Origin of the sequence: Mycobacterium sp. (genome assembly GCF_049278535.1) — a bacterium.
Classification (GTDB): Bacteria; Actinomycetota; Actinomycetes; order Mycobacteriales; family Mycobacteriaceae; genus Mycobacterium.
Genome location: NZ_JBAPMI010000256.1, coordinates 1 through 13,188 on the forward strand (window position 1 = coordinate 1; position 13,188 = coordinate 13,188).

At 64.7% G+C, this 13,188-nt stretch carries 12 protein-coding genes and 1 tRNA gene; 4 read left to right on the plus strand and 9 right to left on the minus strand.

Annotation, left to right across the window (positions count from 1 at the left end; all coding sequences use genetic code 11):
• The coding region (locus WAO18_RS17215) for a DUF3662 domain-containing protein (protein WP_422207447.1) at positions 1-640 on the minus strand (640 nt) is incomplete at its 3' end.
• Between the two features lie 235 nt (positions 641-875).
• On the opposite strand from WAO18_RS17215, the gene WAO18_RS17220 reads away from it, so the two are divergent.
• Together WAO18_RS17220 and WAO18_RS17225 are read left to right on the plus strand one after the other, a co-directional pair.
• A tRNA-Leu gene (locus WAO18_RS17220) sits at positions 876-958 on the plus strand.
• Between the two features lie 68 nt (positions 959-1,026).
• A complete protein-coding gene (locus tag WAO18_RS17225; RefSeq protein WP_422207448.1) occupies positions 1,027-1,908 on the plus strand; it encodes a TIGR03854 family LLM class F420-dependent oxidoreductase in 882 nt (293 codons plus the stop codon).
• Here WAO18_RS17225 and WAO18_RS17230 read toward each other — a convergent pair whose 3' ends face one another.
• Both WAO18_RS17230 and WAO18_RS17235 read right to left on the minus strand, forming a co-directional pair.
• Positions 1,909-2,241: a GNAT family N-acetyltransferase gene (locus tag WAO18_RS17230; RefSeq protein ID WP_422207449.1), complete on the minus strand. Its 333-nt coding sequence runs from the start codon at positions 2,239-2,241 to the stop codon at positions 1,909-1,911.
• 4 nt (positions 2,242-2,245) lie between these two features.
• Positions 2,246-3,628, minus strand: coding sequence for an acyl-CoA dehydrogenase family protein (locus tag WAO18_RS17235; RefSeq protein ID WP_422207450.1), 1,383 nt, complete (start codon positions 3,626-3,628; stop codon positions 2,246-2,248).
• 445 nt (positions 3,629-4,073) lie between these two features.
• Here WAO18_RS17235 and WAO18_RS17240 point away from each other — a divergent pair, with 445 nt between their 5' ends.
• The gene (locus WAO18_RS17240; protein ID WP_422207451.1) at positions 4,074-5,546 is read left to right on the plus strand and encodes a DUF5632 domain-containing protein; all 1,473 of its coding nucleotides are present in this window, start codon (positions 4,074-4,076) and stop codon (positions 5,544-5,546) included.
• Between the two features lie 101 nt (positions 5,547-5,647).
• On the opposite strand, the gene WAO18_RS17245 is transcribed toward WAO18_RS17240, so the two are convergent.
• The 5 genes from WAO18_RS17245 to WAO18_RS17265 all read right to left on the minus strand — a co-directional run bounded on the left by WAO18_RS17245 (position 5,648) and on the right by WAO18_RS17265 (position 11,202).
• Positions 5,648-7,057, minus strand: a complete 1,410-nt coding sequence (locus tag WAO18_RS17245) for a MinD/ParA family ATP-binding protein (protein WP_422207452.1) — start codon at positions 7,055-7,057, stop codon at positions 5,648-5,650.
• A 79-nt stretch (positions 7,058-7,136) separates the two neighbouring features.
• Positions 7,137-8,750: a hypothetical protein gene (locus WAO18_RS17250; RefSeq protein WP_422207453.1), complete on the minus strand. Its 1,614-nt coding sequence runs from the start codon at positions 8,748-8,750 to the stop codon at positions 7,137-7,139.
• The gene (locus tag WAO18_RS17255) at positions 8,747-9,322 is read right to left on the minus strand and encodes a hypothetical protein (RefSeq protein ID WP_422207454.1); all 576 of its coding nucleotides are present in this window, start codon (positions 9,320-9,322) and stop codon (positions 8,747-8,749) included. The genes WAO18_RS17250 and WAO18_RS17255 overlap by 4 nt, the downstream gene beginning before the upstream one ends.
• Before the next feature lie 578 nt (positions 9,323-9,900).
• Positions 9,901-10,350, minus strand: a complete 450-nt coding sequence (locus WAO18_RS17260; RefSeq protein ID WP_422207455.1) for a nitroreductase family deazaflavin-dependent oxidoreductase — start codon at positions 10,348-10,350, stop codon at positions 9,901-9,903.
• 15 nt (positions 10,351-10,365) lie between these two features.
• Positions 10,366-11,202: an NAD(P)H-binding protein gene (locus WAO18_RS17265; protein WP_422207456.1), complete on the minus strand. Its 837-nt coding sequence runs from the start codon at positions 11,200-11,202 to the stop codon at positions 10,366-10,368.
• Positions 11,203-11,306: 104 nt separating this feature from the next.
• On the opposite strand from WAO18_RS17265, the gene sigI reads away from it, so the two are divergent.
• Positions 11,307-12,170, plus strand: a complete 864-nt coding sequence (gene sigI / locus WAO18_RS17270; protein ID WP_422207457.1) for an RNA polymerase sigma factor SigI — start codon at positions 11,307-11,309, stop codon at positions 12,168-12,170.
• Here the strand turns inward: sigI and WAO18_RS17275 are convergent.
• On the minus strand, positions 12,167-13,188 hold a 1,022-nt coding region (locus tag WAO18_RS17275), incomplete at its 5' end, for a MinD/ParA family ATP-binding protein (protein WP_422207458.1). The genes sigI and WAO18_RS17275 overlap by 4 nt on opposite strands.

Below are 13,188 nucleotides of genomic sequence, written 5' to 3' on the forward strand. Positions count from 1 at the left end.
GGTCGGGTGCGCCGTAGCCGCCTTGGTCGGGGTAGCCGCCGCGCGGATCCGGCGCCGCGTGCGGGTCCGGCGCCGCGTGCGGGTCCTCATGCGGCCGCGCGTGGGGGTCGTCGTAATAGTCGTCCCCGGGCCGTCCCTGCCCGTGGCCGCCGCCGTAGCTCGAATTCTCGGTCATCGCTGGTACTCCTGGTTCTGCGCTGAACGCATGGACTGATTGTGGCGGGGAGAACTCGCCGGCTGTTGGCCGGGGTTCGACATCGGGGTTGATAGCACCGCGGGTGCGGAACTGGCCGGTGCGCAGATTCGCCGACTGCTCGAAACGGATGACCACGTCACCATATGTTTGCCACCCCTGTTCGCCGATGTATCCCGCTAGCTGCTTAGCGAAAGCGTCCGAAGTGAGGTCCGGGTCGGCGCCCACTTTCTGGTAGTCGTGCATACCGAGGGTAATGATGTATTCGTTGGGAGCCAAAAGGCGCTCGCCTGCCGCCAGGCGAATTCCCTCGGCGGCATCGCGCCGCAACATTGCCTCGACCTCTTGCGCAACGATCGATCCGCCGAACATCCGGGCAACGGCATCGCCAACGGAAACCTCGAGTTTGCGCTCGATGCGTTGAACTAGCCCCCTCTGGCTGCCCATGTCCAAGCGCCCGCCTTAGTCCTTATCTCTTGGTGCTGCACGGCGGACGATGCTCCGGCGTGTCGCATTATGCGTGTCGTATTCAGCATGCTATCCGGCAAGCGCAGCACAGCGGCACCTCCAGAACTCTGAGAATCGAATCGGGCCAGGTCAAACCGGCGGGCGCGGGGCTCGGCAGCGTCCGAGCGGTTTGGAGATGCCCGCGATTACAGTGGTAGGCTCCACCGGTTGTTTAGGGCGAGTGGCGGAATGGCAGACGCGCTGGCTTCAGGTGCCAGTGTCCTTCGGGACGTGGGGGTTCAAGTCCCCCTTCGCCCACAGAAATGTGGTTCGCTCGATCAATCGGTAGCGGGCACAACTAGCGAGTCCCCCGCGTTGGCATGGCAATGAAGGTTCGCTTCGGGATCAGCCTCGGCCTCAACACACCTGCCGATCAGCTTGCGCCGATCGTCGATCATCTGGAAACCAGCGGGGTGGACTCGCTGTGGTTCTCCGAGTTGGTGTACTCCCCAGCGGTCGATCCCGTCGTCGGCATGGCGTACGCCTTGGCCCGCACCACGCGACTGAAGGTGGGCACTTCGGTCGCCGTGCTGCCGGGGCGCCACCCGGTATTGGTGGCCAAGCAACTGGCCTCGCTCGCAGCGGTCGCGCCCAAGCGGGTTCTGCCGGTCTTCGGTCTGCGCTCGGCCATTCCCGCCGAGCGCGAAGTGTTCAGCGTCCCCGACGGCGAGCGTGCGGCCGTGTTCGATGAGTCGCTGCGGATCTTGCGCGCAGCACTGGTCGACGACCCGGCCAGCTACAACGGCCGGTATTTCACCGTGACCGCTGCGGCAGTGGCGCCCCGGCCCAATCCCCCGCTGGACATCTGGCTGGGCGGTTCGGCGCCGGCGGCATTCCGTCGCATCGGCACGCTGGCCGACGGCTGGTTGGGCAGCTTCCTGACTCCTGACGAGGCGCGAGCGGGACGCGAGGCGATCGAGCGAGCTGCCGCGCAAGCGGGCCGACAGATCGAACCCGATCACTTCGGTATCTCGCTTGCGGTCGCCGACGGCGAGTTGCCGCCGGAAGTGGTCGCTGCGGTTCGCCATCGTCGGCCGGACGTCGATCCCGCCGACCTGGTCGCCGCAGACTGGGATCAGCTGCATCGCCAAGTCGACGCGTACCTGGCTGCCGGCTTGACGAAATTCGTTATCAGGCAAGCAAGTACAGGACCGGCCGACGCTTTCATCGACCGGTTCGTCAGCGAACTGGCCGACCGGGAGAACTGATCAGAGGGTGTCGGCCCACTGCAGGATGTCCGGCGTGACCTTGTCGGTCATGTCGCTGAATTCGGGATGCTTCTTGATGAAGGCGGCGACCATCGGGCAGAGCGGGACCACCCGCTTGCCGTCCGCGCGGGTGGCCTGCAAAGCCTCGTCGATCAGAATCGTGGCCAGGCCGCGTCCGCCGAATTGCTCCTGGACCTCGGTGTGGTAGAAAACCCGCTGGTTAGCGCGGTCGGCGACGGCCGCGAGCCCGACGGTTTCGCCGTCGACGGCAATGGTGTACTTCCCCTCGGCGGCGCTGACGGTGGCCTCGGCGCCGGTCTTATCGGTAGGCATAGCTCTATTTTCGCGGTGGCCGCAATACCTGCATACCGAGGCGCATGAGCGGCTCGGGCACCCGGTCCTTCGCGGCAAGCGCGGCGTCGGCCACCCGGCCCCGCAGCTGGGTGCCTCGGCCGAACACCCGGTTCAGCGGGCCGCCGGTCGGCTCGAGCTCGACGTGCAGCGGCGGAGCTCCTTCATTGTGGCCCAGCGCGGTGGAGATGACGATCCGTTGGATCTCGCTGGTGCCCTCAAAGATGGTGTACAGCTTGGCATCTCGATACCACTTCTCCACCGGGTGGTCGGTGATGTAGCCCCAGCCGCCGAGTGTCTGAATGGCGCGTTCGGTCGCGCGCACCGCGACCTCGCTGGCCGCCATTTTCGACATCGAGCCTTCGCCGCGCTCGAACGCGATTCCCTGGGCAGCCATCCAGGAGGCCCGCCAGGTCAACAGGCGGGCCGCGTCGATCTGGGTGGCGATCTCGGCCAGCGGAAACGCGATGCCCTGGTTGTCCATGATCGGGCCGCCGAACGCCTCCCGCTGGGTGGCGTAGGTGGTGGCATATTCCAGCGCCGCCCGGGCGATGCCGATCGCTTGTGCGGCCACCATCGGTCGAGTCTGCTCAAAGGTGCCCAATGTGGCTGAGCCGGACCGCTTTCCACCGGCCACCACCTCGCGCGCCTTGGCCAGTTTGTGCTCGAGCTTTTCCTGCCCGCCCAGCAGATTGGCCTCGGGAATCCGGACGCCGTTGAATTTCAGCTCGGCGGTGTGCGAGGCCCGGCAGCCGAGTTTGTCCAGCTTGCGCACCAGCTCCAGGCCGGGTGTACCGCCCGGGACGATGAACAATGCTTGGCCGCGATGACCGAGTTCTTCATCGACGACCGCGTTCACCACATGCACGTCGGCGATCCCGCCGTTGCCGATCCACATCTTGTGGCCGTCGAGTACCCAGTCGCTGCCGTCGCGCTTGGCCGTGGTCCGCAGATTGCGGACGTCGCTGCCACCTTCTGGTTCGGAGATCGCCAGCGCCGCGAGCTTGAGGTCCCCCGGTGTGCCGAAGCACTGCGGCGCCCACTCCAACATCTGCTCCGGAGAGGCCGCCTGCCCGATCGCCGACAGCGCCAGCGCCGGCATCACGATCGCCAAACCGATTCCGGCGCAACCCCAGAACAGCTCTTCCATGAACATCGGCAGCGAAAGCCCGGTCGGGTCGCCGATCAGATCGCGGTAGAACAGCGGACTATAGAAGCCTTGCTGCGCGGCCTCTTCGAGCACCGGCCACGGGAACTCTTGTTTCTGGTCGTAGTCCAGGGCGACCGGCCGGATGACCGATTCGGCGAATTCGTGGGCGCGCCGGGCCAGGTCATGTTGTGCCGCAGTCGGCGTCAGGTCGAAGGTCATGCGTGCCACTCCTCGAAGCCGACTGTGTCGGCTGCGTCATCGTCGGCGCGCCCCCGTCGGTTGGCGTTGTGAATACCCGGTGCGCGACGGTTCAACCTCTGCAATATCCAAGGTCGTCTGCGGGCCGTTGGTGTGCCTATCGACACGCCAAGGGTGCGCCTCGCGACTCTACGGCTGGTTGCGTTGAATCTAGGCGCGGTAGGCCATCGCGAAGTGGTCGGCAAAAATCTGTGCCGATAATGCTGGCGCAGAATAGCTCTCGTGCTTCGGTCCGATAATCCGAATATATTTCTACCTGTGGCCGGAAGCCTCGGTCGGTACCGACGCATCGCCACGGGCAGGTGGGCTTATCGCGGGAAACCGCCGCTGCGCGAGGCAACGCGGGGGCGTCGTGGGTGAGCCAATCTGCCGAGTCGTATGGCAGCGCTGACGGTACGCTTGGCAAGTGGAGATCTTCGGTCGGATTACGGCGCGGCAGCGCTTGCGGAGAGCTGCTCGCGAATCGCTCAAGATCCCTGCCTTTAGCTCTCCCGTCGACTGCACCCCATGGGTCACGGGCGGGTTGTGGCCGGCCGAGTTATCAGCGGTGACGGCGGACAACGCGCAACTTGTGAAATATCTGAAAGCGGATTTGCAGCGGATCGTCAATGCGGCAAATGGAGATCTCAGAAGTGTTGCGCGAGCGGGATTACCGGTTGCGGTCCGGAAGGCAGAAGAAGCTCGCGTTATCGACGCCGCACGCGCTTTCGCTGTTCGACGAGTCGAGTCGACGCTTCGGCATCTGCGCAACACGAACACGAAATGGCCGACGGAATCGCAAGGCAGAATTGTGGCCGGCGCAGACGAGCTCGAAAAGGCGCAAAGACTTAAAGGCGCTCTTCCGCGGACGGATCATGTTGAACCCGCCGGAACGCCCGAGATGGCTGAGCCGGCCATAATGTCCGTGACGCAGGCGGATTCGAGCGCTGTCGGGAAACGCGAAAGCAGGGAGTCAGCGCCCCACTCTGTGGACGATGAAGCTGCAGCGACGGTGCCGAAATTTTTCGGCACGAAGGAGGTTCATCCACCGAATCTGTTCGGCACGGACGACACAGAGATCATCGAGGAGCTGGGGAACCTGCCGTACGAGATCTCGCCTCAGGCCGCGACTCGAATCGAGCCCGCACCCGTGCCGGAGCCGATGACGCCTCCGCCCCCGGCGTCGATGTTTGAGCCCATCAGGCAACCCAGTATTGTCGCTGAGCCTTCAAAGGCCGACGGCAAGTCGAGGCCCCGCCTGCCGTTGGAGTCCCAACATGAAACGCTGCAACGGGTACTCCAGTTCGTTGCGCGACAAGAACCCGGCTTGCGTTGGGCAGCCGGAACCCGCAGCGACGGCACGATATTACTGGTGACCGATCTTGCGCACGGCTGGATCCCGCCCAGTATCGCGCTGCCCACGGGTGTCCACCTGCTCGATCCGGCCAGACGCAGCGGGACCGCAGCGGCGTTGCTCGGTCAGACCACACTTTCGGCGACGTACGCCCCCGGCGATCCGATGGGCTGGGCCCCTGACGACGGTGTCACTGATACATCGTCGCAACCGCGCGATCTTCCGCCCGTCGACGACTTGGGCTGGCTGCTGAGTGAGGCCACGCGTTGGCGCGACGGACTACCGCCAATAGTGCATACGCTGGCAAAGGCCGGTGCTGCGGGAACGGGCGTCGTCGGCGCCGAGATCGACATCCTGCGGATGTATCTGGACGCCTCACGAAATCAGTTGCTGGCGCAGTACCCAGAGGTGGACACCGAGCTGATGCTAAATTGGCTGCTGCTCGCGGCCACCGAAGGTATTGCCGGCAAGAGTCACCTCAACGCAAATTATCACTTCGCCTGGTTCCAGGAACTAAGCGGACTTCCTGCGCGCGGACAAGGATGAGCTCGTCGGGAGGCTGGCGTGGCCGCTTGACGATGTCTATGACGCGGGGGTTTCGGGGCGAGCAAGGTGACAACAGCGGCCGCTGGGTCACCAGCGCCTAATTACCCCGCCAATGCTCCTGCCGTCGCAAAGCCACCAGCAAGTTCGGCGGCCAGTTCCATGAACGCTAGACGAGTACTGCGTTTCAGTGCCGGGAAATCCAACGTGACTGCATCTCGCAGATGAATATCCCACGGGATGGTTTTCACGGCATGCACTCGCCTGCTCAGTGTTTCTCGGACGTAGTTAATCAAGTTTTCGTCAGCCGAGTGGTAAGCGTCATTCAGTACGATCACCGAGCGCTTCAGTAGCTCTTGTCCGTTTCGAGCCTCGAGCCAGTCGATCGTTGTCTCGATAGCTAGTCCACCTTCGACGCTGCAAGAGCCGACGATCAAGAGCGAGTCTGACGCAGACAACACCGCGGGCACTACAGGGTGTTCGATTTCAGCCCCGCAATCGACTAAGGCGAGCTGATAAAACCGCCTGGCTCGGCTGACAGTATCGGTGAAGGTGCGAGCCCCCAACGCCATCGGGTTTGCCACGTTTTGATTCCCGGCCAACACCTCAAGGCCTTGCTTATTCTGCCCGGTGTAGAAGCGCGCCCTCGGGTAGTCGACAAGGTCCTCGGCCGCCAAAAAGTCACGGACAGAAGTCTGGATTCGAGGGTCGATCAATCGCCCCAGCCCACCGTAAGTGGGATTAGCGTCGATAGCGAGCACGGGCTGCTTGCGTAGTTCGGCAAAGACTGATCCCACCCCGGCGGTCACGCGCGTTTTTCCGACGCCGCCTTTCACAGAGATAGCAGCGATCTGGTAGTTGCCTGGGATATTGCTCGAGATGCGATCCCTCCACGCAATGAATCGGCGCTCCGCCGGACCTGCTCCCAGGTTGAGCATGTGTCCCGTGCTGAGGTAAATGACTTTGCGCCAGCCCATCTCGGCAGGCTCACGGCGTTGCTTCGCCACGTCGCGCAATTGAATATGCTGACCCGTCACCGAATCGGCTGTCCGCCGATGCGCCTGAGGCGCCCATCTTTCTGCGGGATCCACTAGTGGTGGCGATTCGTGGTGCAAGGGCGGCACGCCACCCTCGTCGGAACGAGGGTTGAGAGTCGGAGGTGGTGGCTGCCCCACGTTCGGATTGCGCGGCTGCCCGGACGGTGCAACCGGCGCACCGCCGACGATATTCGGCGGCACACCACCACCGGTTGCAGGCGGACTCCCGTCTAACTGGGCGTGGAGGCCCTGGTCGATCGCCGAATGCCCCACAGGCGTGTCGCCCCCCTTCGCACTAGTCGAGGAAGAAAAGCCCCGCAGATGGGGATCCATTGTTCGAAATGCGTTGGATCGTGTGCCCTCGCCCCCGCGGCCGTCAGGCAACTTGTCGTCGACGGGCGGTGTACCAAGGCGTTCCGGGCGACCGTCGTCACCCAAGCCCACGTAACGCTCGATGAAATCTGAATTGTCAGTCATTGCTTCCCCTAATCAATAGGCCGCTGTTGGGCTTTCGGCGTGGCTCAGGAACCCGATCGCAGCTACGCAGCACGGCAAGCTACGCGTCAGCGGACTCCGACAGGAGTGCCCGAACACCAGGATCAGCCAGCATCTCTACTACTGCTTCCAACACCTGGATGTCTGAGTCTGCTCGCCGGCTGTGCAGCTGATCCGCCGCTGCCTCGATCCGGCGTAGAAAGGCACAGGCAGCCTGGGAAGCCGCCTCGGCGTATTCTGCAGCAGCCTCGATCTGAGGCTCCGAGTTAAAGCGGGCGGGCAACTCAATGAATTCCTGCCGAAGGTCCTGGGCCTGCCGTTGCACCGTCCGTGTCAAGCGCGCAACAAACTCGGCATCTAGTGGGATTTCAGCAGCGACTTCCTCGGCCATTCCGACCTCGAGGATGTAGTTGATTTGGTGCAGCCTAGTCAGCGCGCTTTCGATAGACATTGTCGCTGGGCGCACCGTCCAGTCAGGAATAGGCATTGCGACGCGCGCATGTGCATTCTCGGCTTGCGCGCGGTATCTGTCGGCGATTGCTTCCGCCTGCGCGCGCGCGTGGACTGCGTCATTGACTTGCTGCTGTCCTTCAGCCCGCACGCGCGCCAGCAATTTATCCGAGACCGCTTGCGCAGCGGCGATCGCCAGCACCGCTTGTTCCCGCGCGGTATGGACTTCGTTTTCTGCGTTAGCGCGAGCCTGCTCGAGGTATGCCTGCAGCTTGTCGATTGTTTCTCGGGCTGCCGCTCGGTCCGCAGCACGCTCAGACATTCGCTGAAGGGCCCGATTTTCGGCAGCCCTGGTCCGTTCGAGGGCGGCCGCAATTTCAGTTTCAGCGTCGCTGCGAACCTTTACGATTTCGCCCCGTAATCTCTCCATCTCAATCTGCGCCTCACGCCGGTCCGCGGCCCGCTCAGCGAGCCGTTCTTCGGCGCGTTGATCAGCCGCACTAGCGTGCTGGGCGGCCGCAGCGATCTGGGCAGCGGAGTCTGCGCGGACCTGATCGAGCTCGGCCTGCATTTTCTGTTCGGCCATCTGGGACTTCTGCAGCGCGGTCTCGACCTTGCGCTGCGCGCCTGCCAGCTGCGCCCCTTGTAACGCGAATTTGTCGAGGGCGGCGACTTCGCGGTCTTTCGCAGCCTTCGCAGCCGCCTGTGCCTCTTTGGCTTCAGCGCGTGCGGCCGTCTCGAAGGCGCGCGTTTGATTGAGCTCGTTGTGCAAGCTCTCCAATTCCGCCTGTGTCTCGAGCTGCTCAGCTGTCCGCTCCAGCTGATTGCGCAGGAGTTCCTCGGTTGCCGCACGAGTGCGGCCGCGCGCATCGTTGGCTGCCCCAGCGGATGCGTGTGCTTCGTTGCGTGCAGCTTCTGCGTCGGCGAGGGCGTCCTTTGTATCTTGTTCAGCGCGTTGTATCCGCTGCTCAGCCAGTGCGCGCCGATACTCGGATTCGACGAGCTTCATTCTCAGAGTCGGTGCCGTGGGTGCCGGCCGCCACATGTTTTGCCGGCGAATATCGATCAGCTCGGCCTCATTCAGCTTGGCTACCGCGACCAAGCGTGGGGGAGCCGGTCGACCGGCGTGCTCAGCGGCGGCGACCGCCTGCTCGGCCGCTCGCTTGGTCAGCTTCGCCCAGGAGGCCATGTCTAGATCCCGGATATGCCGCTCCAGGCTGGTCATAGTTCGCGTCCCCCATGCGCGCCGGAACGAGCGGTAGCGCGCGTTGCACCTGCAACAGGCCGCGCCGCTTTGCTATCGCCTGTGGTTTCCACGTGTTCTTGACCCTTATCACTCATCTCGGAAATGTCCGGCAACGAGCCAATCTTTTGCCCCAACGCCAGACCGTATTGGCTGAAGTACGCTGCTACGGCCTCCGCTAGCGTGCCATCCTGCAGCTCCTTGGCATCGCGGGTGAGCCCCTCGAGGATCGCGAGTGTCAACCCTGGCCCAAGTCCGAGAACGGCCTCGTCCGTGCCAATGTCCGCAGGCTCGGTATTCGCGGTTTTCACCAACCACACGAGCCTTTGCCAGCAGCGCTCGATCGCGTCGCGGCGCTGCCGGTCCTCGCGAACCTCTTGATGATGTCTATCTTGCTGCCCAAGCTGCTTGTCCAGTCGTCGCGCCTCATGTCGAGTAGCGACGAGAAGCACAATGAGTGCGGCAAGCAGTACGAGGCCTCCGCCAAAAGCTGGAGACAGGACGAAGTCGTTAAGGGGAGGCAGCTGGAGAGACCAAGCATTACGAAGGGACATCTCGTCCTCCTCTAATAGCCTTATCGAATGGCGTCACGGGGGTAGGAAAACCATAGCCCGTTTATTGTCTCCCCAAGGGGCCAAGCTCAGCGTTTATCACGAGTTGCGACTCGGACTCATATTTGGCAGGGCAGCCGAGACCAGCTGTGACGGTTCGTGACTGAGATTCCAACACCGACTCGCCCCGGCGTACCCTTCACGGTTAGCCGATCGATCGTTATGGCACGAGACTCCCGCACCCATTCGGCCAGTGTGTGATCGCTGACCCGCATATGGCCGCGTGGTGGTGGCGAGGGCGGCGAGTCGCCCTCATCGCAGCGTCGGAAGTCACGAATAGAGGGACCAGGGCCGCCCGACGTTAATGGGCTGCCGAGAGCGTGTAACCCGCACGTTCGAGGGTCTCCGCGTCGCGCGTCCCGTATGTCTCAGATAAGCGTGCCAAGACAGAAGATGCAACGTCATCCGCACTGGGATTGGGGCGACCCGCAGTCGTGACATCGCGGGCCTCATTCTGAGTGCAATAACCTTCGCGGCCGCCGACGCGCTGAAATCATGTGCGCGGAACGCTTGAATAGCGGCTATCCGTTGCCGACCAAGTCGAAGCGAAAGACCGCCAGACGGCCGGCCAGTGCCTCGAACTCGTCGGGCGTGCCGTCGACGACCATGCCGGAACTTTTGGCGAACATGACGCCGACCGGAACCTGGGTCGGGTACTCCCGCAGGATCGGGCGCGCTTGTGCCGCACTGAGTTCCACGATCCTGATCGGTCGCGACCGCCGTCCCTTGCTGAGGGTGCCGACACCGGCGGCCCGGGCGTTGGCGGCCCAGTCCGCACCGGGGTAGCCGGCCACCGCATAGAGCCCGCCGTCGACTTGGAACGGCGTCATCGGTGTGCGGCGCGGTTTACCGGACTTGCGGCCCGGCACCGTCAGCACCATCGCGGGCCCGGTCGGTACGCCGAGCTTCTGCACCGCCATCATTAGCTTGTTCATCGGCTTGAGGTAACGCGGTGGACGTGGATCAGACACGGCTTGTCTCCTTTGTTATTTCGTGAACAGGTGACGGTGGTCGGAGACCCACCGGGCGAACGGGGTGGGCGGCCGGCCGGTGATCTTCTCGATTTCGCGGGTGACCAGCGCCGGCTTGTCGACGGCGTCGGCGAGCATCGACGTGTACGCGTCGGCGAATTCGGCACCCAGTCCGATGGCGATGAAGCGCTGTCGCACCACATCGGGCGGCGCCTCGACGTACCGCAGCGGACGACCGAGAACGTTGCCGATGACATCGACCAGCTCCTCGTTGGTGAAGGCCTGCGGCCCGGTCAGCGGGATCTGTTGTCCAACAAACTCATCGGTCAACAGAGCTTGCGCGGCAACCGCGGCGATATCGGCCTCGACAATGGGTGCGCTGGACGCGTGGGCGTACGGCCCGCCCACGACGTCGCCGGCCTGGATCTGCGCCCCCCACATGCCGGCGAAGTTGGTGGCAAACACCGCGGGCCGCAAGCTCACCCAGGCCAGGCCCGAGTCGATGCTGAGCTGCTCGACTTCCTTGTTGCGGTCGCCGCGAGCCCGCGACGGCTGCCGGGCGAAGTCGTCATCGGCGTTGATGGCCGAGAGCGCCACCAGCTTGCTTACCCCGGCGTGCCGCGCGGCGGCTACGACGTCGGCGAGTTGATCGCCGAGGGCGCGGGAATTGAGGAATACCGTGGACGCCCCGGGCAGCGCATCGACGGTCGACCGCACCGCCTCGACGCCGTCGGGAAACCCGGCGGTGTTCGGCGTGCGGGTGACCGCCCGTACCGGCGCACCCGCGGCAGCGAGCAGCGACACCAATGGGCGGCCGACATTGCCGGTCGCTCCGGTTACGACGATGGTCATAATTGCCTCCTGGTCAACGTGCTTTTCATCAAGGACGGACCAGAAGGTGGGAAAGTTACGGCAGAAACTTGTAACTTTTCGCCCACCCGGATCGTCGTGACAACATGAGCAATTCCGCCGCGGATCCGATCGCCGAGGCCTGGCGACGGCACCGCCCGTATCTGGTCAACCTGGCGTATCAGATGCTCGGTGACGTCGGTGACGCCGAAGACGTGGCGCAGGAGGCATTTCTGCGGCTCTCGCACGCCCGCGTCGACGAGATCGAGGACGTCCGCGCCTGGCTGACCGTGGTCGCCGGCCGACTCTGCCTAGACCAGGTGCGCTCCGCGAGGGTCCGCCATGAGCGGCCCGACGACATCGGCTCAGAAGTGGCCGCGGTCAACCAGTCCGGACGGCCCGACCCGGCCGAGCGGGTGACTCTGGACGACGAGGTTCGCACGGCGCTCCTAGAGGTGTTGCGCCGACTGAGCCCCGGTGAGCGGGTGTCGTTCGTATTGCACGACGTGTTCGGCATCCCCTTCGACTCGATCGCCGAGACGGTCGGGCGTCCGGTGGGCACCTGCCGACAGCTCGCCCGAAGAGCACGGACGAAATTCGCTGTCGCGCAACCGAAACCGGGCGAGGTGTCGTCGGCCGAGCATCAGCTCGTCACCGAGAAATTCATCACCGCATGCGCCAACGGCGATGTGCAGGCGCTGGCCGCGGTGTTGGACCCGACGGTGTGGGGCGTCGGCACCGTACTCGCCGACCCGGCTCCGCCGCCGCAGATCAATCACGGACCCCACGACGTCGCCGTCAACCTGCTGCGCTACCTGGGGCCCGGCGCCACCGTGGTGAGCGGTCCGGCCGGCCAACCCGTGTTGTTGGCGTTCGCCGAGGGGCGGCTGTTCGCCGTCGTTGTGCTGACCATCCATGATGACCGGGTGACCAAGATCGAAGCCACCGCGGATCCGTCCGCGCGTGCTTAGCGCGTCTCCCGCGGCGGCTCCGGCCGGGCCGCGAAGAACCCGGCGACCGCCGCCGAAATCTCCAGAAATCTGCTGCGCGTGGTGCGGGCAAGCTCGCTTCTCACGTCGATGACGCCGCCGGGGCGCAGGTGCGGGTCGAAGGGCACCTGAACCACCTTCTGGCCGCGCTCGACAAACTGGTTCGCCAGTACCGATCGGTGGCGCTTGTCCGAATGCCCGTCGGAGTCGTTGAGCACCACGACGGTGCGGTTCAGCAGACCGGTGCGGCCGTGCGCCGCCAGCCACTCCATCGTCAGCGCCGCCGCGCCGGCGCCGTCGGCCCACGGCGATGACACCACGATCAGCGCGTCCAGGTCGCTCAGCGCCTCCTGGGTCACCGGCGCGTCCATCGTGGAGCCGCAGTCGATGATCGCGATGGTGAAGTGGCGGTCGAGGCGTGAGGTGGCCTCGCGATACAGCGCGGGGTCCAGGATCCGCCGCCCGCCGGCGGTGGGCTCGCCGGCCAGCACGTAGAGGCCCGCCGAGTTGCTCCCGACGCGGGTACTCACATCGGCGAACGACCGCAGGTTCTGGTCGGCGGCGATTTCCCAGTAGGAGCCGCTGGTCTGCGGGTCGATCCGGCTGCCCAGCCGCCCGAACGCGGTGTCGGCGTCGATCGCCACGACGCGGTCCTGGCGACGAAGCTCGGCGAAGATCGAGCCGACGCTGGCGGCGACGGTGGTTTTGCCGACCCCGCCCTTGCCCAGCACCCCGACCTTGTAGTTGCCTCGCAGTGCCGACCCGATGGTGGCTTCGTGGGCGGCGTCCCGTCGTTCACTGGTCGACGGCCCGGGATTGATCCGTCCGAACGAGGCCTTGAAGAGCAGGCGGCGCCAGCCGGATTTAGGACCGGCCTGGCGGGGCACCCGCGCACCCTTTGGGGCGAAGTCGATATCACTCCACGACCGCCGCTCCGGAGTGCCGGGCTGCGGGGGTGTCGCGGGCTGCGGGGGAGTGGGCCGTGACGGCGGCGCTGGAC

What these genes read in the sequence shown, in the direction of transcription:
- WAO18_RS17225 (WP_422207448.1), top strand. Translation starts at nt 1,027, where the DNA reads ATGAAGGTTCGCTTCGGGATCAGCCTCGGCCTCAACACACCTGCCGAT.
- WAO18_RS17230 (WP_422207449.1), bottom strand. Translation starts at nt 2,241, where the DNA reads ATGCCTACCGATAAGACCGGCGCCGAGGCCACCGTCAGCGCCGCCGAG.
- WAO18_RS17235 (WP_422207450.1), bottom strand. Translation starts at nt 3,628, where the DNA reads ATGACCTTCGACCTGACGCCGACTGCGGCACAACATGACCTGGCCCGG.
- WAO18_RS17245 (WP_422207452.1), bottom strand. Translation starts at nt 7,057, where the DNA reads ATGACTGACAATTCAGATTTCATCGAGCGTTACGTGGGCTTGGGTGAC.
- WAO18_RS17250 (WP_422207453.1), bottom strand. Translation starts at nt 8,750, where the DNA reads ATGACCAGCCTGGAGCGGCATATCCGGGATCTAGACATGGCCTCCTGG.
- WAO18_RS17255 (WP_422207454.1), bottom strand. Translation starts at nt 9,322, where the DNA reads ATGTCCCTTCGTAATGCTTGGTCTCTCCAGCTGCCTCCCCTTAACGAC.
- WAO18_RS17265 (WP_422207456.1), bottom strand. Translation starts at nt 11,202, where the DNA reads ATGACCATCGTCGTAACCGGAGCGACCGGCAATGTCGGCCGCCCATTG.
- sigI (WP_422207457.1), top strand. Translation starts at nt 11,307, where the DNA reads ATGAGCAATTCCGCCGCGGATCCGATCGCCGAGGCCTGGCGACGGCAC.